This window comes from Alcaligenes sp., from assembly GCF_050255915.1.
GTDB lineage: Bacteria > Pseudomonadota > Gammaproteobacteria > Burkholderiales > Burkholderiaceae_B > Alcaligenes > Alcaligenes aquatilis.
The window spans coordinates 60,383-86,932 of sequence record NZ_JBFWIQ010000008.1; the positions used below are offsets into that span (position 1 = coordinate 60,383).

Sequence of the window (26,550 nt, forward strand, 5' to 3'; positions counted from 1 at the left end):
ATGAGCACATCTGTGGAACCTTTTGTTTATACATTGCCCTCGATCCCGCAGGCCTCGAGGGCCGACTGTGAGCGAGCCGCGCGCTTGCTCAAGTCGTATGCGGGCATCATCTTAGGTACCCACAAAGAAGATATGGTGGCCCGCACACTGGGTATGCGCAGCCAGAACGCGGGTATGCGGGAGGTGCGACAGTACCTGGATATTCTGGAGCAGGACACCCATAGCCAGGAGTGGCAGGACTTCGTTAACGCGTTCACCATCAATCACACGGCATTTTTCCGTGAACAGCATCACTTCGATATTCTGGGCAAGTTTGTCAGTACACGCGGCAAACCTCTGGATATCTGGTGCAGCGCAGCGTCCACCGGCGAGGAAGCCTATTCCATTGCCATGACGGTGCGCGAACATTGCCCTTCGCCGGATGTGAATGTGTCTATCCTGGCCAGCGACATTGATTCGGCCGCCTTGGATAAGGCCCGTCAGGGCGTGTACACCCTGGAGCGTATCCAGCCCGTACCCGATTTGTGGCTGCCGCGTTATTTTCAGCGCGGTGTGGGGGCTCGCAAAGGCCTGGCGCGTGTCAAACCGGTGCTGCGCAATATGGTGGAGTTCGAGGAGTTCAATCTGGTGGGGTCGGCCTGGCCTTCGTCCAGTCGTTTTGATGTGATTTTCTGTCGAAACACCATGATTTATTTTGACCGGGACGATCAGACGCGCATTCTGGAGCGATTCGCCGCTGTGACCAAACCGGGTGGCCTGTTGTTTGTGGGGCATTCCGAGAACTTCTCCTACCTGACCAAAGCCTTTCGCCTGCTGGGTCAGACGGTGTATGTCCGGAACTAGGGTCCAAGGGGGGCTTGCACGCCCTGAGCTCTGTTGGCGCTTGAAATCGGGATTATGAGTAGCATGAAGAAAATTCGAGTTTTGTGTGTAGATGACTCCGCCTTGGTGCGCAGCCTGATGGTGGAAATTATCAATAGCCATGCGGATATGGAAGTGGTGGCCGTTGCCCCCGATCCGCTGGTGGCGCGAGAGCTGATCAAAGAGCACAATCCGGATGTCTTGACGCTGGATGTCGAGATGCCCCGCATGGACGGTCTGGACTTTCTGGAGCGTCTGATGCGCTTGCGTCCCATGCCCGTGGTGATGGTGTCCTCGCTGACCGAGCGCAATTCGGACGTGACCTTGCGCGCGTTGGAGCTGGGTGCAGTGGACTTTGTGACCAAGCCCAAGCTGGGTCTGCGCGATGGTCTGCTGGATTATTCGGACCTGATTGCCGACAAGATCCGTGCCGCCTCCATTGCCCGTCCGCGCCGTGCTGTCCCGGCAGTGCCAGGCTCGGCCCCGGTGCGTCGCTTGACGCATAATTTTTCAACGACTGAAAAACTCATCATGATTGGCGCCTCCACCGGTGGCACCGAGGCGATTCGTCAGGTGCTGGAGCCCTTGCCCGCCAACTGCCCGGCCATCATGATCACTCAACACATGCCAGCCGGTTTCACGCGCTCGTTCGTAAACCGGCTGGATGGTCTGTGCTCCATGCAGGTGCACGAGGCGGAAGATGGCCAACGCGTGTTGCCCGGTCACGTGTATCTGGCTCCTGGTGGCGTGGCGCACATGAAGCTGGCCCGCTCGGGTGCCAACTATGTGGTCAAACTGGTGGACAGTGAACCCGTCAATCGCCACCGGCCCTCGGTCGATGTGCTGTTTCACTCTGCTGCCGAACTGGCCGGACGCAATGCCGTGGGGGTCATTCTGACTGGTATGGGCAAGGATGGCGCGCAAGGTTTGCTGGCCATGAAACAGGCCGGTGCCATGACGTTTGCCCAGGACGAGGCCACCAGCGTGGTCTTTGGCATGCCGCGTGAAGCCTTGCAAATTGGCGCGACCGACATAGCGTTGCCCTTGGGGCAGATTAGCGAACGAATTCTGGCCAGTGTGGGGGCTTTTGGGCACCGTGTATAAACGGTCCTGAACGCACTGGCATGCTACTCATTTGGAGAATGTAAATGGTACAAAAAAATATAAAAATTCTCGTCGTCGATGACTTTCCCACCATGCGCCGGATTATCAAGAACCTGCTCAAGGATCTGGGGTACGAGAATGTAGACGAAGCAGAAGATGGTCAGATGGGCCTGGAAAAATTGCGTAATGGCAATTTTGAGTTTGTAGTCTCTGACTGGAACATGCCGAATCTGGACGGGCTGGAGATGCTCAAGCAGATTCGCGCCGATGCCAGCCTGTCTTCTTTGCCGGTGCTGATGGTGACGGCCGAGGCCAAAAAAGAGAACATTATTGCCGCCGCTCAGGCGGGCGCCAATGGCTACGTCGTCAAGCCCTTTACCGCCGCAACGCTGGAAGAGAAGCTGAACAAGATCTTCGAGAAAATGGCCGGTTAATACGGAGTACGTCATGGATCCACAGCAAACATCGAATCATCCCGACCCCCAGAGCGTACCGGTTGATCTGGTTTACCGCATCGCCAACCTGACCCGTCTGTTGCGGGAAAGCATGCGCGAATTGGGTCTGGATCAGGCCATTAAAGATGCCGCGCACGCGATTCCGGATGCCCGCGATCGTCTGCACTATGTGGCTCGCATGACTGAGCAGGCCGCCAACCGGGTGCTCAATGCAGCCGAGCAAGTGCGTCCTTTGCAAGAGTCCCTGCAGGCAGACGCCCAGGCGCTGGATGCCGAATGGGACCAATGGTTTGAACAGCCCCTGGACCAGGATCAGGCTCGCGAACTGGTCAAGCGCACTCGTGGCTTTTTGCGCGATGTGCCTGTCAAGGCCCAGCAGACGCAGGACAATCTGCTGGAAATCATCATGGCTCAGGATTTTCAGGATCTGACCGGTCAGGTGATCACGCGCATGCTCGGTGTGGTCGGTACGATTGAAACCGAACTGGTTCAGGTGCTGGTCGATAACGTTCCTACAGAAAAACGTGAAGAAACTCATAGCCTTATCAATGGTCCGGTGGTCTCGCCCGTAGCCTCGGAAGTGGTCACCAGCCAGGATCAAGTGGACGATTTGCTGGCCAATCTGGGCTTTTGATTTCTGGCCCTACCTGATCATTGGGTTTGCTCTCTTAAGGCGCTGCGCATTGCAGCGCCTTTTTGCTTGTGAGGAACAGCCTGCTTTTATCAGGCTTTCTCCGCGCTATCAGAGCCACAGCCCTCTTTTAGAATGACCCCGCAGCATGCCGTGCGAGCGCAAAACGTGTGCTGCGCGCGTGATTCATTCTTTCAACTCCTGCGTCTTGGCAGTCCATGGCAGAAGACAGCGATCTCGAAAAAACAGAACCGGCCTCACCCCGGCGCCTGGAAAAGGCGCGGGAGGAAGGGCAGGTAGCGCGTTCCAGAGAGCTGACTACCTTCCTGATGCTGCTGGCCGGGATAGGCGGAATCTGGATTGGGGCCGGCTATCTGTACGAGACCTTTGGCGGTATTGTGCGGCGCAGCGTCTGGTTTGATCCACGTGTCGCGCACGATCCCAGTGCCATGGTGATGCAGGCGGCCAGTCTGGCTGGTGAGGCGCTAAAGGGGTTGGCGCCCTTGTTTTTGCTGCTGGTGGTGGTCGCGGTGATGGCCTCGATGGCACTGGGAGGCATGAGTTTTAGCGGCAAGGCCCTGCAGCCCAAGTTCGAGCGCATGAATCCGGCCAAGGGCATCAAGCGCATGTTTTCCATGCAGACTGTCGTGGAGCTGATCAAAACCCTGGCCAAAGCTGGTCTGGTGGGTTCGGTGGCAATGTATGTCATCTGGACCGAGCGCGAACAGATGACGGCCTTGATGTATGTGCATCCCACGGCGGCTATTGCCACGGGGATGGAGCTGATCATCAAGTGTTGTGCCCTGATCGCTGCCAGTTTGCTGGTGATTGTATTGATTGATGCGCCCTGGCAGTTGTGGAGCTTTTACAAGAAGCTGCGCATGTCGCATCAGGATGTGAAAGAAGAGCATAAGGAAAGCGAAGGTGACCCGCACGTCAAAGGTCGCATTCGGCAGCAGCAACGGTCCATGGCCCGTTCGCGCATGATGTCTCAGGTACCGGGCGCTGATGTGGTGGTGACCAACCCCACGCATTACGCGGTGGCCTTGAAGTATCAGGACGGCAAGGGCGGTGCTCCCCGTGTGGTGGCCAAAGGCACGGGCTTGATTGCCGCCAAGATCCGAGGACTGGCGGCGGAGCATAACGTGGCCACGTTGCAGGCGCCTGCGCTGGCGCGGGCCCTGTACTTTAACGTTGAACTGGAGCGCGAGATTCCCGTGGATTTGTACTCGGCGGTGGCCGAAGTGCTGGCCTGGGTTTATCAGCTTCGTAACTGGAACAAGGGGCAGGGCGAGCGCCCGATCATGCCCACCCGATTGAACGTGCCGACAGGCATGGATGAAGGCCCACTGCGTTCGCGCAAACATGAAAAGCAATGAACAATTTTTTTGCCTTACTCAAACAAAATGGTGGCCAACACGCCCGGCTTTTAGCGGGTCCGGTGCTGATCCTCATGGTGATGGCCATGATGATTTTGCCCTTGCCCCCGTTTTTTCTGGACCTGTTGTTTACCTTTAACATCGCTCTGGCCGTCATGATCTTGCTGGTGGCCATGTTCACCAAAAAGCCATTGGACTTTGCCGCTTTCCCGGCCGTGCTGTTGTTTGCCACCTTGCTGCGCCTGGCCCTGAATGTGGCCTCCACGCGTGTGGTGCTGATGAACGGTCACAAGGGCCCGGATGCGGCTGGCCAGGTCATTGAGGCCTTTGGCCACTTTCTGGTCGGTGGCAGTTTTGCTGTTGGCCTGATCGTGTTCGTGATTTTGGTCATCATCAACTTTGTGGTGATTACCAAGGGCGCCGGGCGTATTGCGGAGGTGGGCGCACGCTTTACCCTGGATGCCTTGCCAGGCAAGCAGATGGCCATTGATGCGGACCTGAATGCCGGTTTGATCGGCGAGGACGATGCACGGCGCCGCCGCGCTGAGGTGTCGCAAGAGGCCGAGTTCTACGGTTCCATGGATGGTGCCAGTAAGTTCGTGCGCGGTGACGCCGTAGCGGGCCTGCTGATTATGGTCATCAACGTGATTGGTGGTCTGGTTATTGGTGTCGTGCAGCATGGTTTGAGCTTTTCGGAGGCCGGCCGCGTCTACACCTTGCTGACCATTGGTGATGGTCTGGTTGCCCAGATTCCTGCTTTGATCATCTCGACGGCTGCCGGTGTGGTGGTCTCGCGCGTGGCGACGGACGAAGACGTGGGCCAGCAGATGGTCAACCAGCTTTTCCGCAACCCTGTGGTGCTATATATCACGGCCGCAATTTTAGGCTTGATGGGTTTGATTCCCGGCATGCCCAATCTGGTGTTCTTGCTGCTGGCTGCGATTTTGGGAGCGGGCGCCTGGCTGATGCAAAAGCATCAGAACGAACAGGTGCAGCAAGCCACTGAACCCAACGACGAAGTCTTGGCAGCGGCTGACTCTGCTGCCAGCGAAGCTAGCTGGAATGATGTGTCCATGGTGGACCCCTTGGGCCTGGAAGTGGGCTATCGCCTGATCTCTTTGGTAGACCATGCGCAAAATGGCGAGCTGCTGCATCGTATCCGCAGCTTGCGTAAAAAGTTTGCGCAGGAAGTGGGCTTTTTGCCGCCTGTGGTTCACATTCGGGACAATCTGGAACTCAAGCCTAACGACTATCGTATTTTGCTGGCTGGGGTGGAAATTGGCCGTGGTACCGCAACGCCAGGCCAGTGGCTGGCCATTGATCCCGGTGGCGTCACCATGAAGCTGCCCGGTACACCGACTACGGATCCGGCTTTCGGTTTGCCGGCAGTATGGGTGGATGTCAGTATGCGCGAGCAGGCACAGATCGCGGGCTATACCGTGGTCGATGCCAGCACGGTCATTGCCACGCACATCAACCACTTGCTGCATCGCCACGGGGCCGATTTGCTGGGTCGTCAGGAAGTGCAGCAACTGCTCGATCATGTGGGCCGCGAAGCGCCCAAGCTGGTCGAGGATTTTGTGCCGCAAACCCTGTCTCTTAGCCTGTTGCTCAAGGTCTTGCGGGGCCTGCTGGCTGAGGACGTTCCTATTCGTGATATGCGCAGCATTGTGGAAACCTTGGCCGAGCATGCGCCGCGTATTCTGGCTCCTGGCGCGGTTCAGCCTGGTCAGGAGGCCGGTGAGCTGCTGGCTGTCTTGCGCGTGGCGCTGGGCCGCGCCATTGTGCAGCAGTGGTTCCCTGGCGAAGGCGAGTTGCGTGTGATCGGTCTGGATGCTCGTCTGGAGCGGGTCATGACGCAGGCGCTGACCAGCAGCGGTGCGCTCGAACCCGGACTGGCCGAGTCGGTATTGACCGATGCCATGCGGGCGACACAGTTCCAGGAAGAGCATGGTGATCCGCCTGTGCTGGTTGTGCCCCCCATTTTGCGGGCCACCTTGTCCCGTTTCCTGCGACACCACATTCCCCAGCTGGGTGTCTTGTCTAACGCTGAAATTCCTGAAGAACGCATCCTTCGGGTCACCACCATTATTGGTCAGTCTGAATGAATATAAGTCGCTTTTTTGGTAGTACCAGTCGTGAAGCCATGCGTCAGGTACGCATTGCCTTGGGCCCCGATGCCCTGATTGTGTCCAACCGTCGTGTCAATGGCGGGGTGGAGATTCTGGCGACGGATTCCAGCTCCGTGCCCGGCGCCGCCACTGAACGTGCGCCCATGCCAGGCAGCGTGCCTCATCAGGCTGCCGGCATTCGTCAGCAGGAAGTGGCTCCGCCCCCAGCGGCTGACAATGTCATGGGCGCGATTGGGGCATTGCGTGGCGCATTGGAAGGACGCATGGATGATTTGGTCTGGAGCCACCAGATGCGTCGCACGCCTGTGGCGGTGAATCTGTTTCAGAGTCTGTTGTCGCAAGGTTTCAGTACCGCCTTGTTGCGTGCCATGCTCAAGCGTTTGCCTGAGGAGCTGGGCGCGCGTGCGGCCTTGCAATGGGTACGTACAGAGCTGGAAACCCATTTGCCGGTGCTGCGTTCTGAGGACTCCTTGTGGCAGCCTGGCTTGGCCTTGGCCTTGGTGGGGCCCACGGGAGTGGGCAAGACCACCACGCTGGCCAAATTGGCGGCTCGAGCCGTGCGTCGTTTCGGTCCCGATAAAGTGGTTTTGCTAACTACCGATACGTATCGGATCGGTGCGCACGAGCAATTGAAAATTTATGGCGATTTGATGCGGGTCGCCGTGCATATTGTCCAGGATGTGGCGCAACTGCGCAGTGTGATGCTGGGCGTGCGCCCCGATCAGGTGATCCTGATCGACAATATGGGCATCAGCCAGCGTGACCGCTATGTGCGTGAGCAGGCCGCTTTGCTGGCCGGTGCCGGACGCCGGGTGCAGCGTTTGCTGGTGCTCAATGCGGCCAGCCAAGGCGATACCCTGGATGAGGTGGCACGTAGCTATACGCACGATGGTGGCACTGCACTCAGTGGCTGCATCATCTCCAAGGTGGACGAGGCCATCAAGCTGGGCGGCCCTCTGGATACCGCCATCCGCTTCAAATTGCCCATTCATTACGTATCCAATGGCCAGAAAGTGCCCGAGGATCTACGCTTTATGAGCGCTGCCGAACTGGTCGACTCGGCCTTGCAGGTACGCGAGGGTCAGCGCCCCCTGTACGCGCCCAGTTCTGGCGATCTGGCGGCCTTGCTGGAAAGCGGCGGACACTCCGCACAGGAACTGCAAGCCGAACAAGAGCGCCGGGCGCGGGTTTTGCCGCGCCTGTTATCGGCAGCCTCTGCCGGTGGCCCTATTTCCCTGGAGCAGGCCCGTCGCGCTGCGGCGGATCTGGACGAACGCTTGGCCTGCGCCGAAGCCTATGATTTTTGGCGTGATTTGCATGCGCCCAATGCCTCCGTTCAGGATGGGGCGGCGGCGCAACGGGCGCAAGGCTTGATGCGTGCCGCGTGTCAGGAAGTCAGCGAAGGCAATATGTCCCGTCTGCTTGTGATCCACGCAGATCATCAACCGGCGGGTGCTCAGGAACAATGCTCTTTTAGCTTTCTGTTCAGCCCCAAAGGGCAGGCCCTCAGTATTCCGTACTATCAGCGACAAACTCCGTCGCAGTGGTCGGATGTGCGTGGTGTGCGCAGCATGGAGCGGCCCAGCCCCACTCAGGCACTGAATCAGGCCATGCAGGTTCTGAACGCTCAGGCCCAGCCTGTGAATTTGCTGCATATTTTCGAAGGTGGTTCGCCCACGATGTGGCGTCAATGGGCCGATATGCAAGCCGATTGGCTGGCTCTGATTCCAGGCGCGACTTCCTTGTGGCACAAAGACGGCAAGACCACGCCTAATGCCTTGAGCAAACAGTTGGCTTTTCACGCCATTCCTGATTTGGCAGCGCGCCTGCATCTGGAAACGCTGGGACGTGCCAAGCTGGGTGAAATTGCCTTGTGGTATGCCGTGGAGCCGGTGCAATTGCGGCACCGCAATGCCGAGCCTGTTCATCTGGATTTGATCGTTTTGCGTACCGTTGCTCGTCACGATGGCAAAGTGTTGAAAACCCGCTTTGCTTTGATGCATCATTGCGTCGGCTCCGAGGTCATTGCCCCGGCTAGTCTGGCCTGCTACATGATGCTGCGTAGCGAGGTACAGGAAATGGCACGTTTGTTTAATGCGGTGCGTGGCTTGTTGCCTGCCAGCAATTCCGAGTTTGAAGAAGAGCTCCATTTGCTGGCTGCTGCTCAATTAACGCTGGCTTCCTGGGATTTGTTGCAGGCGCCGGATAATCGGGGAGTGCGGCAACTCAGTGCGCGTTTGCTGGGCAAGCCGAACCTGAAGTCCGGGCAGTCAGTCGATGCGCTGGTAAAGATGCTGGTGCTGAAAGAAGCGATGAGCTAAATCCAGCGAGATTGAAAAAGCCTGCCACACGGCAGGTTTTTTTATTTCAAGCGCTGCAAATTGCTGCTTAGTCCCTGGAAGAGGGCGTCTTTGATATGTTCAGGGAAATGCGCTGGCAATCGTGCCGCGACATTTTGAATGGCTGGCTCCACAAGCTGGTGAAGGTCTTCGATCAAGGATTCAGTGGCTTGCTGTCCTATATAGGTTTTTCCTACGGCAAGCCAATGCCGGAGAAGCATTTCCTGCATCTTGTAGCGAGTGTTGCTGGTGCGTAGTGCCATCGCCATTTTGACGCGCTGAATAGGGCATTGATTTTGTTTTGTGCCTACCCAAGGCCAGGCCGAGAGCACATCGTAAAGTGGTGCCAGACGGAAGTAGCCGCCAGGTTCTATGGCCAGGCTGAAGTTCTTGGCATGGCCATCTGGGGCGGCCAGCAAGTAGAACACCAACAAGGTTTTGAAGAAAGCCTGTCGGTCAGCCAGAGCATTGGACGAGCCGGATAAGACCTGCATGATGGCATGGATGCCAGGGCCACCGTCGGACTCGTATTTGGCATGGGAAGGCAAACCACTTGCCTGTAACAGGTCTTCATGGGGCAGGCGTATCAAGTGACCATGACGGCTCCAGGCACGGTCAAAGCGCTCCACGATGAGAACCTTTTGATCTTCAAACTGGCCAATTTGGGTTTGGGCGACATTCAAGCCCAGTTCTTTGAGCAGCTCCATGCAGAGCCATTCGTTTTCCACCGAGTGGCTCAGATCAAAGCGGACATTGCCCGCCAATCCTAAGGGTAGTTTGAAGATGTGTGAGCTGGGTGTCGATCCCTGCGGAATGTGCCATTGCCCGTGATGCCATAACAGCGCCGTTTTTTCCTGGGCACCTGCCAGTGAAAAACGAAAGTCTTCGGGGGCCAGATCCTGGCGGGCGGTAATTGTGCCGCGTAAATGCTCGGCAACGTCGCTTTCAGTGAGAGGGCGGGCCGTGAGGGTGTGAATATCTGGCGCTGGAGAGTTCTCAGGCAGAAGTTGCACGGCACCAGCAGCATCCCGACCTATTGCTTCGAGCAAGGCAAACGTTTCCAGCGAACGGGTCTTGAAGCGGGAGGCGATGCGTTGGCGAATCCCGGGATTGTCGGGCAGTAGATTGTCAAAGTAATTGTCTACGACCTTGCCACGAAGTGCTTCATTGTTGAATGTAAAGGGTAGGGATAGAGACAGCGGCCGGCCTTGAGGATGGGCGATCCAGTCTGGTGCGTAGCGAAGTTGTGATGGGCCGCGGGTAGGCTTATGCCACTTTCCAACGAAGAGACCGTTCATCCACAGGTCCAGAACAGGCATCACCACTCCATAGATTCAGGTTTGTCAGGTTCGTGAGCGTCAATAATGGAGATCTTGGCTTCCAGGACGGCCAGAACCGAAAACAGGTTTTTAAGCGATAAGCCCGACGCGTCATTTTCCATGCGCGAAATGGCTTGCTGCGTCGTGTTCAGCTTGTCTGCCAGCTCTATCTGACTCCAGCCTTTACGCTTGCGCAGCGAGCGGATGAGCTTGGGCATTTGCTCCGGGCTGTGCAGTGCAATGGCGTCTAGTCTTGTTGGCATCGCCTAGCTCCTTTGAATTCTAAATACAATAAATTTGATGTATTTTAAACATACATCGTTTTTGGTGTATTCAAAGAATACATCATATTTAATGTAATGGAGTTCAGGCATGCGGACATTCAGGCGTTCAGCCCTTGTACCTTAGCGTGGCTTGCAGCGTTCTCCGTATTCAGGCAGGACAAAAAAAGCGCCAACTATTTAGTTGGCGCTTTCAGTCTCTGGCATGACCCTGCTTGAGTCTGTTGGGGCTTAAGCCTTCAAGCTCAAGGAAGACTGCGTGTTCTGTGTTTTCCCGGATGCGTCGTAAAACGTGTTGCGGCCTGTAAAGGCTTCCAGCGCGTCCAGGTTCTGTTGGGTATCGACCAAAAAGGTGTCAACCAGAATGCGGTTATTGTCGCTGGCGTTGCGCACTTTCTCGCTGAGCTCGATCAGTTGTTCCAGCTCGTCTTCCAGTTCGTCTTCTTCCGCGGCGTAGCGCAGACCTTGAAGGTTGTTCTCCAGTTCGCGCTCTTGCAGGAGTTGAGCACGGCTCTGGTCCAGTTGTTCGATGCGTTCAAATAACTGGTACTTGCGCAGGGTAATCTGGGCCAGCTCTTCGGGCACGAAGCTGCGCAGCAGCAGGGTGTGTTCTTCTACCAATAGCTGCTCAAAATCCAACAGGCTCTGGTGTTGATCGGCAAGACAGGTTTGCAAAGACATGGCCGTTTCGGGAGGGTTACTTGAGAAGATCGCGCACGGAGGCAATCAGGGAGTCGGCAATCCGACTGGTATCAATCTTGAGCTCGCCTGCTGCAATGGCCTCGCGCAAGGCCTGGACTTTTTGCATGTCTACATCGGCGCTGCTGTCTTGCAGCGAATTGAGCTGGCGGGCGGCGGCGCTGAAGTCCACTTCGTTGGTGCTGCCGCTGTTGTACGCTTGGTGCGCACGATTCGAACCCGTACTGCGTTCTGCGGTAGTGGTTTCAGCAAGCGGTGTCTTGAGGGAGGAGGGGCTGATCTTCACGTGTTTCTCCGTGCGGCCTGTTCTTTGCGTTGATCTTGTAACGGCGCTCTGGAGGCAAACTTTAGCATGCTCATCGGATTTAGTTTAGAGAACGACCTGAACCGTGGACGCATCCAGTACCGTGGCTGAAATCACTTGCCCTGAACTGGCCTTGATCTGAATCTGGGTGCCCGGTGCGCCACTTTGCAAGGCCTGGCCCTCGCCGGTGGCGACAAAGCCCGCGCCACGTGCAACGGTTCGCACTGTCTGGCCGCGCATAATCGACTGCGGATCGCGCAGCGCCGAGGCGCGTATCGCACTGCCTAAAGGAATACGCTGGCTGGCGACATAACCGATGATCTGTTCGGGGTTGATGACCACGCCGTTGGCCAGGGCCAGCAAATCTCCCTCGCGTTCAAGCAGGTCGTCCTGATGGATCGTCTCGCCCGGATTGATGCGGCGGTTGGGGACGTAATAGTGTCCTTGAATAGAAAGGGTGGCACCTATGGAGGTGCTCCAGCTTTGTGGGCTCAGGCAGCGCACACCGATGCTCATACGCGATCGCAGACGCTGGCCGCTGGGCAGAAAAAACTGGTTTTGAGTGCAGGCGGGCATGGCGTGCAGGCGCGATGCATCCAGCGTGATGGTGGCGATGCCAGGATACATCTGCGCTTGCTGGAGCAGGTAGTCCTGCGCCTGATCCTGCATAGCTTGCACACTGAGAGCCTGAACGTCCTCTTGAGCGCGCACGCTTGCTGTCGCACCCAAGGTAAACAGACACAGGCAGGTCAGGAGTCTATATAAGGTCATGACTGAATTTTACGGACTCGGCAGCCAGGTCAAGAGCTGAATTGGCCGATAAATTGCGTTTTGTTCCCGGGTTTGTGAAGCAGTACCTCTGGCTACCATGCTGTTATGACGGTGAAAAGGCGTGCGCGCGTTCACTGGATCTCAAACTTGAACACAGAATATTGGCTTGACTCCATGATTGATCGCATCGGTGAGCACCTGAAGTTTTACCAAACGGCACTGGCTTTGCGCCAGGAGCGCCAGGAGGTGTTGGCCTCCAATATTGCCAATGCCGACACGCCCAACTACAAGGCCAGAGATATGGACTTTACGGCCGCCATGAAGGCGGCTTTAGGGGGGCAAGGGCAGATGGCCTTGCCCAATACCAGCTTGGCCCTGACGTCCGCCCGCCATATTCCCGCCCAGGCAAGCCGTCCGCCCAGTACGGACGAGTTGCTCTATCGCGTTCCTGTACAACCTTCTTTAGACGGCAATACGGTCGAGATGGACGTGGAGCGCATGCAATTTGCCGATAACACCTTGCACTATCAAAGCACGATCAACCTGGCGTCCCAGCGATTGAAAGGCTTGATGGCGGCCTTGCAACAGTAATAGCGAGTCTTCATGTCCAGTTTCAGTATTTTCCAGATAGCCGGCTCTGCGCTGACGGCTCAGTCCCAACGCATGAACGTGTCGGCCAGTAATCTGGCGAACGCCGATAGTGTGGTTGGGCCCGATGGCCAGCCTTACAAAGCTCGCCAGGTGGTGTTTCAAATGACACCCCAGGGCAATAGTCCCGTGGGTGGTGTGCAGGTGGTGGGCGTGCAAGAGAGCACCGCACCTGGCCGTCTGCAATATGACCCTGGCAACCCGTACGCGGACGAGCAAGGTTACGTGACTCTGCCCAACGTGGATGTGGTGGCCGAGACCGTCAATATGCTGGCCGCCTCGCGCTCCTATCAGGCCAATGTGGAAGTGGTGAACACGTCCAAGAATCTGATGTTGCGTACCTTGACCATTGGTCAGTAAGCCGGTTTACGGAAAAAGAGAGCATGAGCACAGTCAATAACGATCGTACTTCCCTGGACCCCACCGCAGGAGCGATGGCCGGGGTGGATGCCCGTAACAAAAGCGCCATGGCCGAGACGGAAGACCGTTTTCTGACCATGCTGATTACGCAGTTGCGTAATCAGGACCCACTCAACCCTATGGATAACGCCCAGGTCACGACTCAGATGGCGCAGATGTCCACGGTGGCGGGGATTCAGCAACTGAACAACACCTTGCTGGCGGTGGCCGGGCAAATGGACGTCAGCCAGTCCATGCAGGCCGCTAATCTGATCGGCAAGCAAGTGCTGGTGCCGGGCGCGAAAGTGTCTCTGGGGACCAGCCAGGAAGGCGAAAAAGTGGCTATGCCCTACGGAATTGATCTGGTCAGCGGGACGACGTCGACCGTGGTGCAGATCCAGGACAGCAGCGGCAAAGTGGTACGTGAATATGATCTGGGCGCCAAAGAGGCGGGTGTGTACTCAATGGAGTGGGATGGCCTGGATAACGAGGGTTCACCGCTGGCCGACGGTTCGTACACCGTCAGTGTCTTGGCCAGCAATGACGGCACGGCCGTCACCGCCAGCCCATTGACGCATGGCAAGGTCGATAGCGTGGCTTACACCTCCAGCGGTTTGATGCTGGATCTTGGCCTGGCCGGTTCGTTCTCCCTGCTGGATATACGCAAAATCATGTAAGTGCCGCCAGCCCGTCAGTGGGCTGGGCCAACACGACATTAAAAGGAAAGTTCATGAGCTTCGGACAAGGATTGAGTGGCTTGAACGCCGCCTCCCAAAACCTGGATTCTATCGGTAATAACATTGCCAACTCGGGCACCGTGGGCTACAAGGCCTCGACGGTTCAGTTTGCGGATGTGTATGCCAACTCCCGTATCGGTCTGGGTGTGCAGGTATCGCGTGTCAGCCAACGTTTTTCGGTCGGCAACATCAGTAACTCGGGCAATATGTTCGATATGGCCATTGACGGGGCAAATGGCTTGTTCCGTCTGGAGCAAAGCAACGGCGCCGTGCTGTTCTCGCGTAATGGCCAGTTCTTTCCAGACAAGGCCGGCTATCTGGTCAATGCCCAAGGTCATTACCTGACCGGTTATGGTGCAGGCAGCACTCAGTTGCAACGTCTGCAAGTGCCGTCGGCCAACGTGCCTCCCAAGGCCACGACGGCTCTGGATTTCAAGCCCAACTTGCCTGCGGATGCTGCAGCGATTCCTACAGAAGATGCCAGTGGTAATCCCATTAACGCATTCGATCCCAAAGACGACACGACTTACAGCAACTCGTTTAGCTATTCCGTCTACGACTCGCTGGGTAACAGCCACGAAATTTCCCAATACTTTGTCAAGCGCCCCGCCAATGCGGCCGGTGAGAGTGTGTGGGACGTGTACTACATGAAAGGCAGCACACCGTTGTCGCCTGCCAGCGCGACCCTGACCTTTAACGGTTCAGGCGTGATGACCAGCCCCAATCCGGCTACCGTCAACGTCACCCTGGCCAATCCCGGTGGCAATGCCTCGCCTGCGGATGATCTGGTGTTTGATATGCGTTACACCGGCACCACCCAGTTCGGTGGCGAGTTTGCCAAGGGCAAACCTTACCAGGATGGCTACGCCACGGGTGAGTACGCTGGCATGAACATCGACAAGGACGGCACCATGGTCGCGTCCTATACCAACGGTGTGACGCAGCGTCTGGGCTCGCTGGTGTTGGCTGACTTCAGCAACCTGCAAGGTCTGAGCCCAGTGGGCGGTAATGCCTGGGCCGAGACCGGCGCATCGGGTCAGCCTATCTTGGGTCGTCCTGGCGAGAACGGTCTGGCGTCGATCAAAGGTCAGGCGGTGGAAGATTCCAACGTGGATATGGGACAGGAACTGGTCAATATGATTATTGCCCAGCGTACTTACCAGGCCAATGCCCAGACCATCAAGACACAGGATCAGGTTCTGCAAACCCTGGTCAACCTGCGTTAAGCCTTGTCATGGATCGCCTGATTTATACCGCCATGAATGGCGCCCAGCGCACGCTGGAACAACAAGACGTCATTACCAATAATCTGGCCAACGTGAACACGTCCGGTTTCCGCCAGCAACTGGCGTACTACCGTTCTGTTCCCGTTACCAGCGACGTGGGTTCGCAAACCCGCGTCGGCACGGCCACGGTGACGCCGGGCAGCCGCTTTCAGCCTGGTGCCATGGCCGAGACCGGCAATGCGCTGGATGTGGCCATTGCGGGCGAGGGCTGGTTTGCCGTTCGTGCGCTGGATGGCCAGGAAGCCTACACGCGGGCGGGCGATCTGGTGGTCAACGCCCAGAACCAGTTGGTGACACAAGGTGGTTTGCCCGTGCTAAGCGCCGATGGGCAGGCCATTGAAATTCCGGATCGCGGTTCGATCACCTTCTCCAGCGACGGTCAATTGACTGCCTTGGGTGCCGGTGACAACCCGCGCGATATCCAGGTGATGGGCCAGTTAAAGATGGTCAATCCCCCGTCAGCCGATTTGCTGCGTGGCCAGGATGGCTTGTTTCGCATGAACAATGGCGCGCCGGCCCCGGCTGATCCGTCGGTGCGCATGGTGTCGGGCTTCATCGAAAAAAGCAATGTGAACCCGGCGGAGGCGATGGTCGCGATGATTGCCAATGCGCGTCGTTTTGAGACCCAGATGAAGGTCATCCAGGACGCCAGCGCCCGCGAAGATCGGGCCAATTCTCTACTTTCATTTAATGGCTAAGCCGCGCCGATAGCGCAGGCATTGGCTTTAAGGATTACACACACATGATTCGCTCTCTGTGGATTGCCAAGACCGGTCTGGAAGCCCAGCAGACCAATATGGACGTTATCTCCAATAACTTGGCCAACGTAAATACCACCGGTTTCAAACGGACCCGTGCGGTGTTTGAAGACTTGATGTATCAAACCCTTCGTCAACCCGGCGCTCAAGTTGGCGCGGCCAATCAGTTGCCTACGGGCTTGCAGATCGGTACCGGTGTGCGCACGGTGGCGACCGAGCGTATCCATAGCCAAGGTGACATGAAGCATACGGGTCACAATATGGATATTGCCATTCAGGGCAGCGGTTTTCTGCAAGTGGAAATGCCGGACGGCACCTTCGCCTACACGCGCGATGGTAGTTTGCAGCGCGACCAGAATGGTCAACTGGTTACCGCCGGCGGCTATCCTATTCAGCCTCCTATCAATATTCCCGATAACGCACTGGAACTGACGATTGCCCGTGATGGCACGGTATCGGTCACTCAGCCTGGTGCCGCAGGTGCCAGTGTGGAAGTGGGCCAGTTGCAACTGAGCACCTTCGTGAATCCGGCTGGCTTGCAAAGCATGGGCGAGAACCTGTACATCGAAACCGATGCCTCGGGTGCTGCCAACTTCCTGCAGCCCGGTATGGATGGCGCAGGTCTGGTCATGCACAAGTACAACGAAACCTCCAACGTCAACGTGGCCGAGGAACTGGTCAATATGATCAGTGCCCAGCGCGCCTACGAAATCAATAGCAAGGCCGTGTCCACCGCTGACCAGATGTTGGCTCGACTGACGCAGCTGTAAACCTGAAGAGATCGTGACAATGTTCCAAGCTCTGTTGAGCCGTCTTGCACTGGGTGCGCTTGTTGTCCTGTCCGGTTGCGCGCTGGTGCCCCCTGAAGATGTGGTCACTGGCCCCTTGACCGCGGCCCCGCCACCGGCCGTTCCGGCGGCCGTGGTGGCCAATGGCTCTATCTACCAACCCTCGGCGTATGGCAACTACCCGCTGTTTGAAGACAGACGGCCACGCAATGTGGGCGACATTGTCACCATCATGATTCAGGAGCGTACCAACGCTGCCAAGAATGTCTCGACCAACACGGATCGGACGGGGAGCGGTGGTCTTGACTTTACGGGTGTCCCGGCTTTCCTGCCCAATGAAATAGGCAGCAAACAGAACTTTGAGGTCAGCGGCTCGAACAAGGCGCAGGGCAAGGGTTCCAGTCGTGCCGATAATACCTTTACTGGCACCTTGACGACCACGGTAGTGGGCGTTTTGCCCAATGGCAACCTGCAGGTTGCGGGTGAAAAGCAGATCGCCATTAACCGTGGCAGCGAATACATCCGTTTTTCCGGCGTGGTGGACCCGCGCTCCATTTCCGGCAGCAGTACCGTGCCCTCCACTCAGGTGGCCGATGCCCGTATCGAGTTTCGTAGCAAAGGGGTCATGGATGAAGTCCAGACCATGGGCTGGCTACAGCGTTTTTTCCTGAATATTTCCCCGTTCTGAGCCTTTTGCTTGATATGGCGTTTTCCATGAGTCGTACTCGTTTTTTTTCTTATCGCCATGTGCTGCAAGCAGCCATGCTGGCGGCGGGCCTGTTGTTGGCTCCGGCCAGCCAGGCCGAGCGTATCAAGGATCTGGCCTCTATTCAGGGCGTGCGTGATAATCCGCTGATCGGTTATGGCCTGGTCGTGGGTCTGGATGGCAGTGGCGACCAGGTGCGCCAGGCCCCCTTCACCCAGCAAAGCTTGACCAATATGCTGTCCCAGTTGGGAGTAACGATTCCCCAGGGCAGCAATATGCAGCTCAAGAACGTCGCAGCCGTCATGGTGACGGCCCGTTTACCTGCTTTTGCCCGCCCTGGGCAGTCTGTGGATGTGGTGGTGTCTTCCATGGGTAACGCCAAGAGTTTGCGCGGTGGCACCTTGTTGATGACGCCTCTCAAAGGCGCGAACGGACAGGTCTACGCCATTGCCCAAGGCAATTTGCTGGTCGGCGGAGCGGGGGCTGAAGCCGGTGGTTCCAGCGTGCAGGTCAATCAGCTCAATGGCGGCACGATTCCCGGTGGCGCAACGGTCGAGCAAAGCGTGCCCACGACCTACGCACGAGATGGCGTGATCAATCTGGAAATGAATTCGTCGGATTTTGGTACAGCCCAGAACGTGGTGGCGGCCTTGAACAAGCAGTTTGGCCCGTCCACGGCGACCGCCCTGGATGGCCGTCTGATTCAGGTGCGTGGTCCTTTGGATCCGCAAGCTCAAACTGCCTTTATTTCGCATGTGGAAAACCTGCAAGTGAACCTGCCACCGGCACGGGCTCGCGTGGTGATCAATGCTCGTACCGGCTCAGTGGTCATGAACCGTACCGTCACGATTGATGAAGCCGCCATTGCCTACGGCAATCTGTCTGTGGTCATTAGCCGACAACCGCAAGTTAGCCAGCCGGATACACCATTTGGCGGCGGTCAGACCGTTGTGGCCGATAGCACCCAGATTGAAATGCGCAGTGACAGCGGCTCTTTGCAACGCGTCAAGACCAGCGCCAATTTGGCCGATGTCGTCCGCGCCTTGAATGCTTTGGGTGCAACCCCTCAAGACTTGTTGTCCATTTTGCAGAACCTGAAAAGCGCTGGCGCTTTGCGGGCCGATCTGGAGATCATCTAATGACGGTGCAGTATTTCCCGCGTCCTGGTACAGGAACGCAGGTTTCGATTTTTGACCCGCAACAACTGGCCCAGTTGCGTCAGCGGGCCGGACAAGACGGCCAGAATCAGGCGACCCAACTGCAAGTGGCCCGCCAGTTCGAGTCCCTGTTTATTCAGAATATTTTGAAGCAGGCGCGGGCCGCCAACCTCCCGGGCGGCATGTTTGACACGCAGTCCGTGCGTATGGCGCAAAGCCTGGGGGACGAGCAACTGGCCATGCAATTGGCTGACCCAGGCATTGGCTTGGCCAAAGCCTTGCAAGCGCAGATGAGCGGGCAGTTCAGTGAGCCCTTTGGTGCTGCGTCCTATGATCCAGAAGCCGCTCAGTCACGTCGTGCGGATCTTCGCTCGCGCATGCCCAATGACCGCTCCATTGACGCAGCTTCCATTGCCGAACTGATCGACAAGCTCAGCAATAACAGCACAGTGCAGCGCGTGTATTCCTCGATTCAGGGCGCACCCAACCATATTCGCCAGTTTGTAGACCGCATGAATACGGCCGCCAAAGTGGCCGCCGAAGACAGCGGTGTTCCGGCCAAGTTGATCCTGAGCCAGGCCGCCCTGGAGTCGGGGTGGGGCAAGCGTGAAATCATGCACCCCGATGGCACCACCAGCCACAATCTGTTTGGTATCAAGGCGACCCCTTCCTGGAAGGGCAAAACGGTCGAGGTCATGACCACGGAATATCAGAACGGCGTGGCGCGCAAAATGACGCAGACTTTCCGTGCCTATGACTCCTATGCCGAGTCTTTTGCGGATTATGCCCGCCTGATTGGTAATAACAAACGTTATGAAAGTGTAAAACAAGCCGCTTCGCCTCAAGAAGCCGCTCAGCGTATTCAGGATGCGGGCTACGCCACCGACCCTTCCTACGCCAAAAAACTGATCTCCATCATGGCCTACTTTGATGGTGGCAAGTCTTAATTATTGATACAGGTCTAAATATTGCACCAAGGTGGTCGTTAAAAAGCAGCATGTTCATTTTTCGCCTTGGACACTACGGGCCGGGCAGGACAGAAAGGATTTGATATGAATCTCGCCAACCTTGGTATTTCCGGCTTGTTTGCCGCTCAAAAGCGCATGCAGGTGACGGGCCACAATATTAATAATATCGATACCCCTGGTTATAACCGCCAATCGGTTCTGGTCGAGACGGCGGGGTCGGTGGGAAGCGGCAGTGGCTACTATGGCCGTGGCGTGCAGGTGGTCACCGTGCAGCGCTCCCATGACAATTTCCTGTATCAGCAGTTGATGCGCTCGCAAACGGCTGGCGCGGCCCTGGTCAGCTATGGAACCGAAATCTCCCAACTGGACAATCTGTTCTCGGACCGCACGGTTGGTATCAGCCCGGCTTTGCAAAACTTCTTCAATGGCCTGGAAGCCGTCGCCTCGCAGCCAGCAGATTCTTCTGCTCGTCAGGAGTTGCTGGGCCGTGCCGAAAGCCTGGCCACGCAGGTTCGTGACGCGACGGCCTACATGAATCGCGTTAACGAGAACATCAATACGCAGGTGGGCACCACGGTTACCCAGATCAACAGCTATCTGGAACGTATTGATAACGTCAATAAACAGATCGTGGCGGCCAAAGGCACCACGCCCGGTCACGAACCCAATGACTTGCTTGATCAGCGTGAACAACTGGTGGCCGAGCTGGGCCAACTGGTGGACGTGAGTACGGTTGAGCAGGACGGACGGTTGAGCGTGACCACGGCAGGCGGTCAGATGCTGCTGGGCGGTGATCGTGTTTACCCCTTGCACGCCGTGCGTTCGGCTGAAAATCCCGAGCGTATGGTGGTCGGCTTTACGTCTGCCTTGAACGTGGACGGCAAGATGGTGGTGTCCGAGTTCCGCGAAGGTGCCATTAAAGGTGGCACCTTGGGTGGCTTGCTGCAGTTCCGTCAGGAAAGCCTGGAACCTGCCATCAATGCCCTGGGGCGTTTGGCCGTGGGGCTGGCCCACACCGTAAATGACATTCACCGCCAAGGCGTGGATTTGAAAGGGGAGGCGGGCAAAGATGTGTTCAGCGTCAGTGGCCCCAAAGTCATTGCCAATGGGAATAACCCGGTCAGCAGCGGTGTGCCTGGTGTGTCTTTTTACAAAGACCTGGTTGATCCGGCTGATCCCAGCAAGGGTTACACCCAGCCCGTCGACAAGCTAACGGGTGATAACTACCGCATCGAGCGCGTGGAGGGTGGTTTTCAGTTGCGCAACTTGAGCAGCAACGATGTGACCGCCCTGAATGGTCCGGATACGAACGGCGGGATTACACGGGTAGATGGTCTGGAAATTGATGTGTCCAGCTTAAAGAACCAGTCTCAGGATGGGGATTCCTGGTTGGTGCAGCCCACCGTCAATGCAGGCAGCAGCCTGCAGGTAGAGATCAAGCGTCCGCAAGATATTGCGGCCGCTGATAAAGACACCGGTTCGGCCAACGGCGCGATCGCTCAACAACTGGCCGATCTGCGCAATACCAAGGTGCTGGCTGACGGTTCGTTGAGCCTGAACGATTCTTTTGGTCAGATCGTGAACCGTATTGCGGTGCAAACACAGCAAAACGGCACGGCGGCCAAGGCGCAATTAAAGTTGATCGAGCAAAACTACGCCGCTCAGCAATCCTTGTCCGGCGTGAACAAGGACGAGGAATACATCATGCTCCAACGTTTTCAGGAGCAATATCAGGCGGCTGCCCGCCTGATTGATACCAGTTCGAAGATGTTTGACACCCTTTTAGGCCTGCGTAGTTGAGTACGGCTCTTTGGTCTTGAAATTGGAAACTTGCTATGCGTATTAGTTCTTCTCTTTTCTTTCAGACGGGCCTGACCTCGATCAACAAGCAGCAGTCCGATCTGATGCGGGTTTTTCAGCAGATGGGCTCGCAAAAGCGGATGATCACCCCGTCGGATGATCCACTGGCTTCGGCGCAGACGATCAATCTGGCGCAATCCCAGGCCATGGACAAGCGTTACGGTGAAAACCGCGAGGTGGCCATGCGTTCGTTGGGGGAAGAGGAAAACCTGCTCAACGCCGTCAACCTGCAGTTGCAAGGTATTCAGACCCGTCTGGTGGAAGCGTCTACCGGCACCATGTCCGATGCTGATCGCAGCACCTTGGCCACGGTGATGGAAAGTGCTCTGGATACCTTGTTTGGCTTTGCCAACACCAAGGATGGTTCAGGACAGTACTTGTTCTCCGGCTCGAAAGGCACGACGCAAGCGTTCGAGCGCTCGGGTAGCACCTTTACCTATACCGGCGATACCAATGGTCGCGATATTCAGGTTGAGCAAACCCGTCAGATGGACTCGGCCGACCACGGTCGTACCATTTTCGAGCGCGCCAATCCAGGTTCCACGGCCTACTTCACGCAGGCCAATGCCAATACTGGTTCGGCTGTGGTCAGTGCGCCCAATGGCAACTCTTCCTTAACGGGGGCAGAGGCCAACTACACCATCCGCTTTACGTCGGAGACCGAGTACGACATTGAAGTAAATGGTGCGGTGGTCAGCCAGGGTGTACTGGATGAGAACGAGCGTCAGCGCATCAACCTGCCCGGTGGCGTCAGTGTTCAGATTGAAGGCAAGCCTGCTGTGGGCGACAGCTTTGAGGTCAGCTCGGTAGATAGCACCAGCTCAGCTGACATGAACATGTTCAACACCTTGCAGTCGGTGGTTGAGGCTTTGCGTAAACCTGTCAGCGGTGATCCGGTTGCTCAGGCCGAGTTCCGCAATACGATGAACTCAGCCATGCAGCGCCTGGGTGAGAACTTCGATAACGTACAAACCGTGATCTCCTCGGTCGGTACGCGTATGAACGAAATTGATGCTTTGAGCGCCAACGGCGCGGCCCGCGCCTTGAACTACACCAATGAGCTTTCACGCCTGGAAGATCTGAATGTTTTTCAGGCTTCCACGGATCTGGAGTTGCGCAAGGCGGCGTTGGAAATGTCAGCCATGGCGTTTCAGACGATTCAGAGCATGAGTTTGTTCAATATGAATCGCTAAGTCTGCGTTCTTTTTTGGGTGGTTTTTCCTTAACCGGCAGTCAAGCACCACATGCGGGAATCTTCTATGCTTTTTAAGAATTTGAGTCTAAAGGTCGGCATGACCTTTTGTATTGCTGCTTTGATGGCATTGACAGTAGCCATGGCAGGCTGGGCCCTGTATTACTTTCATGGTCTGTTGGCCTTGGGCTCGGGCGACAAGGTATTGCGTACCTTGCAAGAGCAGCAAAGCACGTTCAATATCGTTCTGACCATTGTGCTGGTGCTGGCCGTGCTGTTGGGCCTGGCTGCTATCAGTTACTTCTTTCGCCGTGTGGTGCGTCCTTTGGGCGATTTTGCCAGCTACTTTGATGCGATTGCCAAAGGTGATCTGACCCAGCGTATCCGTGTGCTGACCGCCAATGAAATTGGTGATTTGTTCGAGTCGCTGGGCCGCATGCAGGAGTCCTTGGTCAAGACGACCACCACAGTGCGTCTGGGCCTGGAAGAGATCCACGCCGGTGCTCAGGAAATTGCCCAGGGCAATACCAATATCAGCAGCCGTACTGAAGAGCAGGCCGCCTCCTTGCAGCAGACCGCAGCCAGCATGGAACAGTTGGCTGGTACCGTCCGTCAGAATGCGGATAACGCTCAACAAGCCAACCAACTGGCTGCGACGGCCTCGGATGTCGCCCATCGTGGTGGCAGTGCTGTCAATGAAGTGGTTGCAACCATGCAAGGCATTTCGGCCAGCTCCAACAAGATTTCCGACATTGTGGGCGTGATCGACAGTATTGCCTTCCAGACCAATATTCTGGCTTTGAACGCTGCGGTGGAAGCCGCGCGAGCAGGTGAGCAGGGCAAGGGTTTTGCGGTGGTGGCGGCAGAGGTGCGAGCCTTGGCGCAGCGCAGTGCCCAGGCCGCGCGTGAAATTACCGCTTTGATCGAAGACTCGGTGCGTAAAGTAACGGAAGGTTCCTCGCAAGTGGAACGTGCTGGCGCCACCATGCAGGAAATTGTGGATTCCGTGCGTCGTGTGACCGACATTATGGGCGAGATCACCGCCGCCACGATTGAGCAATCTTCCGGGATTGATCAGGTGAACCGTGCCGTGTCGCAAATGGACGAAACGACACAGTACAACGCCCGTCTGGTGGAGCAGGCAGCCCTGGCATCGTCTGGCCTGAGCGAGCAGGTGACCAAGGTTAACCAGGCCATCGGTTTCTTTCGCTCTCCGGGTACGGAGGTCATTGATGTCAGCGCTCGTCGTGTTGCCAATCGCCGCAGTGCCAGTGTCTCCAGCTCTGACTCCGAACAGCGCCGCAGCCCCTCCTTGAAAGGCAGTACGCCAGCCGGCAAACCGGCCGGTACGGCAACTAAAGGCTTGTCCGCGCCGGTCAAGGCGGCAGCGCCCGCCAAAGCTTCGGCAACCGCTCAGGACGATAGCCAGCGCCTGCTGCGCCCCGATTTGAGCGGCAAACAAAACAGCGCATCTTCCGATGATGATTGGGAGGAGTTTTAATGTCTTTCTCCCGACTAAGCCTCTGGGTCGGGCGGGGACGTAAGGCGCTGATAGGTTTGTGTTTGTTCACCCTGGCAGCGTGCGCTACCCAGGGTTCCTCTTTCAAGGCTTCGGGCTTGAATGATCTGATTCTGGGCCAGAGTACGCGTGCCGATGCCGAGCTGTCCTTGCAAGGCCGCCCTCATCAGGTTTACCGACAGCTCGATGGCAGTGAAATGGCCGTTTGGTTCCAGGGCACAACCCTGGCAACGGATGCGGTCTATTTTCGACAGGAACTGTGGCTTCAGTTTGATGCCCAGGGGCGTTTCCAGCAAGTGGTCAAGCGCAGTCACATTCCTTCCGTGTACCGCGAGCAGGCGCGCAGCGCCGCCACCGGCTCGGTCACGATTGAACACCCTGGCACGGACATGATCACCATCTTGCCGGTCAGCCACTAGAGTTTTCTTTGGATTTAGCAAATGCTGGGTATTGAAAGCAGTCTTCCGTCCGCGTCCCGCGCTTCTAAACGTCGTTCCTCCAAATCGTTTCGCCCCAGCCTGAAGTCGGCTTCGGGGCTGAAAATCAGCACCATGCTGATGATTTGCATGGCTTTTTTCCTGGTTCTGATTGTCGCGGTAGGGGGGCTGGCCGCCTATTTTCTGCAGCAAAGCGGTGATGCCTTGCGCACGATCAATCGCCAGGATCAGCGTGCCATGCAGATTCTGCAACTGAACAACAATATGATGGAAGCCCGCGTCAGCCTGATGAGTGCGGCGCGCTTTTATCAGGAAGCGGGCATTGATAATGACGCCAATATGCTGCAAAGCGCAGACAATCTGGTGATCATGGCCAATCAGAAGCTGGATGAAGTGCGTAAGGCCTTTGCCGATATTCGCGCCAATATGCCTACCGAGCCTGAGTTGCGCCGCTTGGCTATGGGGCTGGTTGCGTCCTACCAGGCCTATCTGGACGACGGGATTGAACCCATGGTCCAGGCTCTGGAAACCCGTGACTACAGTACGTTCTACTTTGTCAGTGAGGGTTTTGGTGTTTTGCGTGCTGCCACCTTCCAGTTTCGCATTGAGGAGCTGAGCAAGTTCTACAACGAGCAGACGGATGTGCTGCTGGAGCAGACCGAGCTGCAAACCCGTGTGGCCAACATCGTCATTGCGGTGGCCTTGTTGCTGGGACTCGCCATTATTGTGGCAATGCGTCTGATACTGGGTCGTGCCGCTTTGAAGCCCTTGCGTGAAGCCGGCATGCACTTTGACTATATTGCCAATGGTGATCTGACCAAAAAAATTACCTACCGCTCGGCCAATGAGGTGGGGGTTTTGTATGACTCCATGCGTCGCATGCAACAAAGTTTGCAAAGCATTGTGCTGACCGTGCGCCAAGGTGTGGACGAAATTGCGTCGGGTTCTTCGCAGATTTTTGCAGGCAATACGGACCTGAGCTCCCGTACCGAGCAACAGGCTGCCGCCTTGCAGGAAACCGCAGCCAGTCTGGAAGAGTTGGCCAGCACAGTGCGTCAGAATGCGGACAATGCAGGTCAGGCAGACCAACTGGCTCATAACGCTGCCAAGGTGGCTCGCCAGGGAGGGGAGTCGGTTGGCGCGGTGGTCAACACCATGAATCAGATTTCTGCCCGTTCTGGACAGGTGGCTGACATCGTGAATGTGATCGATGGCATTGCCTTCCAAACGAATATTCTGGCTCTGAACGCGGCCGTGGAAGCAGCTCGCGCTGGTGAGCAAGGCAAGGGTTTTGCGGTGGTGGCCGGTGAAGTACGCAGTCTGGCCCAGCGTAGTGCGCAAGCGGCCAAGGAAATCAAGGGTTTGATTGAAGCCTCGCAAAACGAAGTTCAGACGGGTACACAGCAAGTGGCCAGTGCGGGCGACATTATTCAAGAAGTGGTGCGTGCGGTGAACAGCGTGACCACCTTGATGAGCGAGATTTCTTCCGCTTCCCAAGAGCAAACTGCCGGTATCGAACAGATCAACACGGCAGTGGCTCAGATGGATGCTGTGGTGCAGCAAAATGCATCACTGGTGGAAGAGGCGGCGGCCGCGGCAGGCTCCTTGCAGTCGCAATCCGAGACCTTGGCCGAGGCCGTATCCCAGTTCAAGGTGCAGGAAGGCGACGTGATCGACATGAGCGAGCGCGACTACGATCGTTTGCGTTAAGCGTTTTGCGGGGAAAAAACAGGCCTATGCCTATAGTTGAAATCCCCTAGAAAAACAGGGCTTGTGAAGGCCATGCTGCATGGCACAATAATTCTTTGTCTATAGCCAGC

The 26,550-nt window shown here is 56.7% G+C and carries 26 protein-coding genes; 21 read left to right on the plus strand and 5 right to left on the minus strand.

Annotation, left to right across the window (positions count from 1 at the left end; genetic code table 11):
- From AB7E06_RS11660 to flhF, 7 genes are all read left to right on the plus strand, one after another.
- Positions 1 to 843: a CheR family methyltransferase gene (locus AB7E06_RS11660; RefSeq protein WP_230018714.1), complete on the plus strand. Its 843-nt coding sequence runs from the start codon at positions 1 to 3 to the stop codon at positions 841 to 843.
- A gap of 63 nt (positions 844 to 906) precedes the next feature.
- Entirely contained in the window at positions 907 to 1,965 is a 1,059-nt protein-coding gene (locus AB7E06_RS11665) for a protein-glutamate methylesterase/protein-glutamine glutaminase (protein ID WP_094196097.1), read from the plus strand.
- Between the two features lie 44 nt (positions 1,966 to 2,009).
- A complete protein-coding gene (gene cheY / locus AB7E06_RS11670; protein WP_094196098.1) occupies positions 2,010 to 2,399 on the plus strand; it encodes a chemotaxis response regulator CheY in 390 nt (129 codons plus the stop codon).
- 13 nt (positions 2,400 to 2,412) lie between these two features.
- On the plus strand, positions 2,413 to 3,054 hold the full coding sequence (gene cheZ, locus AB7E06_RS11675; RefSeq protein WP_108727136.1) for a protein phosphatase CheZ: 642 nt from the start codon (positions 2,413 to 2,415) through the stop codon (positions 3,052 to 3,054).
- Positions 3,055 to 3,269: 215 nt separating this feature from the next.
- Positions 3,270 to 4,430 (plus strand): flagellar biosynthesis protein FlhB, encoded by a 1,161-nt coding sequence (gene flhB / locus AB7E06_RS11680; protein ID WP_094196100.1) that lies wholly within the window; start codon positions 3,270 to 3,272, stop codon positions 4,428 to 4,430.
- The gene (gene flhA / locus AB7E06_RS11685) at positions 4,427 to 6,538 is read left to right on the plus strand and encodes a flagellar biosynthesis protein FlhA (protein ID WP_094196101.1); all 2,112 of its coding nucleotides are present in this window, start codon (positions 4,427 to 4,429) and stop codon (positions 6,536 to 6,538) included. The genes flhB and flhA overlap by 4 nt, the downstream gene beginning before the upstream one ends.
- Positions 6,535 to 8,883, plus strand: coding sequence for a flagellar biosynthesis protein FlhF (gene flhF / locus AB7E06_RS11690; protein WP_094196102.1), 2,349 nt, complete (start codon positions 6,535 to 6,537; stop codon positions 8,881 to 8,883). Before flhA ends, flhF begins: the two co-directional genes overlap by 4 nt.
- 41 nt (positions 8,884 to 8,924) lie before the next feature.
- On the opposite strand, the gene AB7E06_RS11695 is transcribed toward flhF, so the two are convergent.
- The 5 genes from AB7E06_RS11695 to flgA form a co-directional block, all read right to left on the minus strand.
- Positions 8,925 to 10,199, minus strand: coding sequence for a type II toxin-antitoxin system HipA family toxin (locus AB7E06_RS11695; protein ID WP_094198297.1), 1,275 nt, complete (start codon positions 10,197 to 10,199; stop codon positions 8,925 to 8,927).
- 20 nt (positions 10,200 to 10,219) lie between these two features.
- Positions 10,220 to 10,483, minus strand: coding sequence for a helix-turn-helix domain-containing protein (locus AB7E06_RS11700; RefSeq protein ID WP_052363008.1), 264 nt, complete (start codon positions 10,481 to 10,483; stop codon positions 10,220 to 10,222).
- A 249-nt stretch (positions 10,484 to 10,732) separates the two neighbouring features.
- Positions 10,733 to 11,182, minus strand: coding sequence for a flagellar export chaperone FlgN (gene flgN, locus AB7E06_RS11705; protein WP_094196103.1), 450 nt, complete (start codon positions 11,180 to 11,182; stop codon positions 10,733 to 10,735).
- A 16-nt stretch (positions 11,183 to 11,198) separates the two neighbouring features.
- Positions 11,199 to 11,486 (minus strand): flagellar biosynthesis anti-sigma factor FlgM, encoded by a 288-nt coding sequence (gene flgM, locus AB7E06_RS11710; RefSeq protein WP_094196104.1) that lies wholly within the window; start codon positions 11,484 to 11,486, stop codon positions 11,199 to 11,201.
- An 84-nt stretch (positions 11,487 to 11,570) separates the two neighbouring features.
- On the minus strand, positions 11,571 to 12,275 hold the full coding sequence (flgA, locus tag AB7E06_RS11715) for a flagellar basal body P-ring formation chaperone FlgA (protein WP_094196105.1): 705 nt from the start codon (positions 12,273 to 12,275) through the stop codon (positions 11,571 to 11,573).
- Between the two features lie 174 nt (positions 12,276 to 12,449).
- Between flgA and flgB the strand changes: the two genes are divergently transcribed.
- The 14 genes from flgB to AB7E06_RS11785 all read left to right on the plus strand — a co-directional run bounded on the left by flgB (position 12,450) and on the right by AB7E06_RS11785 (position 26,440).
- On the plus strand, positions 12,450 to 12,866 hold the full coding sequence (gene flgB / locus AB7E06_RS11720) for a flagellar basal body rod protein FlgB (RefSeq protein WP_094196106.1): 417 nt from the start codon (positions 12,450 to 12,452) through the stop codon (positions 12,864 to 12,866).
- Between the two features lie 12 nt (positions 12,867 to 12,878).
- A complete protein-coding gene (flgC, locus tag AB7E06_RS11725) occupies positions 12,879 to 13,283 on the plus strand; it encodes a flagellar basal body rod protein FlgC (RefSeq protein ID WP_094196107.1) in 405 nt (134 codons plus the stop codon).
- Positions 13,284 to 13,306: 23 nt separating this feature from the next.
- The gene (locus tag AB7E06_RS11730) at positions 13,307 to 13,999 is read left to right on the plus strand and encodes a flagellar hook capping FlgD N-terminal domain-containing protein (RefSeq protein WP_094196108.1); all 693 of its coding nucleotides are present in this window, start codon (positions 13,307 to 13,309) and stop codon (positions 13,997 to 13,999) included.
- Between the two features lie 53 nt (positions 14,000 to 14,052).
- Positions 14,053 to 15,285 carry a flagellar hook protein FlgE gene (gene flgE, locus AB7E06_RS11735; protein ID WP_094196109.1) on the plus strand — a complete coding sequence of 411 codons (1,233 nt, stop codon included), beginning with the start codon at positions 14,053 to 14,055 and terminating at the stop codon, positions 15,283 to 15,285.
- A gap of 8 nt (positions 15,286 to 15,293) precedes the next feature.
- On the plus strand, positions 15,294 to 16,043 hold the full coding sequence (gene flgF, locus AB7E06_RS11740) for a flagellar basal-body rod protein FlgF (protein WP_108727141.1): 750 nt from the start codon (positions 15,294 to 15,296) through the stop codon (positions 16,041 to 16,043).
- A 44-nt stretch (positions 16,044 to 16,087) separates the two neighbouring features.
- Positions 16,088 to 16,873 carry a flagellar basal-body rod protein FlgG gene (gene flgG / locus AB7E06_RS11745; protein ID WP_094196111.1) on the plus strand — a complete coding sequence of 262 codons (786 nt, stop codon included), beginning with the start codon at positions 16,088 to 16,090 and terminating at the stop codon, positions 16,871 to 16,873.
- A 19-nt stretch (positions 16,874 to 16,892) separates the two neighbouring features.
- Positions 16,893 to 17,579 (plus strand): flagellar basal body L-ring protein FlgH, encoded by a 687-nt coding sequence (locus AB7E06_RS11750; RefSeq protein ID WP_108727142.1) that lies wholly within the window; start codon positions 16,893 to 16,895, stop codon positions 17,577 to 17,579.
- A gap of 26 nt (positions 17,580 to 17,605) precedes the next feature.
- Positions 17,606 to 18,736 carry a flagellar basal body P-ring protein FlgI gene (locus tag AB7E06_RS11755; RefSeq protein WP_108727143.1) on the plus strand — a complete coding sequence of 377 codons (1,131 nt, stop codon included), beginning with the start codon at positions 17,606 to 17,608 and terminating at the stop codon, positions 18,734 to 18,736.
- Positions 18,736 to 19,701, plus strand: a complete 966-nt coding sequence (flgJ, locus tag AB7E06_RS11760) for a flagellar assembly peptidoglycan hydrolase FlgJ (protein ID WP_108727144.1) — start codon at positions 18,736 to 18,738, stop codon at positions 19,699 to 19,701. Before AB7E06_RS11755 ends, flgJ begins: the two co-directional genes overlap by 1 nt.
- A gap of 105 nt (positions 19,702 to 19,806) precedes the next feature.
- Positions 19,807 to 21,522 carry a flagellar hook-associated protein FlgK gene (gene flgK, locus AB7E06_RS11765; RefSeq protein WP_108727145.1) on the plus strand — a complete coding sequence of 572 codons (1,716 nt, stop codon included), beginning with the start codon at positions 19,807 to 19,809 and terminating at the stop codon, positions 21,520 to 21,522.
- A gap of 35 nt (positions 21,523 to 21,557) precedes the next feature.
- Positions 21,558 to 22,775 (plus strand): flagellar hook-associated protein FlgL, encoded by a 1,218-nt coding sequence (flgL, locus tag AB7E06_RS11770; RefSeq protein WP_094196116.1) that lies wholly within the window; start codon positions 21,558 to 21,560, stop codon positions 22,773 to 22,775.
- 66 nt (positions 22,776 to 22,841) lie between these two features.
- On the plus strand, positions 22,842 to 24,275 hold the full coding sequence (locus tag AB7E06_RS11775; protein ID WP_269467005.1) for a methyl-accepting chemotaxis protein: 1,434 nt from the start codon (positions 22,842 to 22,844) through the stop codon (positions 24,273 to 24,275).
- Positions 24,275 to 24,712: a hypothetical protein gene (locus AB7E06_RS11780; RefSeq protein ID WP_094196118.1), complete on the plus strand. Its 438-nt coding sequence runs from the start codon at positions 24,275 to 24,277 to the stop codon at positions 24,710 to 24,712. Before AB7E06_RS11775 ends, AB7E06_RS11780 begins: the two co-directional genes overlap by 1 nt.
- 21 nt (positions 24,713 to 24,733) lie before the next feature.
- Positions 24,734 to 26,440 (plus strand): methyl-accepting chemotaxis protein, encoded by a 1,707-nt coding sequence (locus tag AB7E06_RS11785; RefSeq protein ID WP_321265880.1) that lies wholly within the window; start codon positions 24,734 to 24,736, stop codon positions 26,438 to 26,440.
- The last annotated feature ends 110 nt before the right edge of the window (positions 26,441 to 26,550 follow it).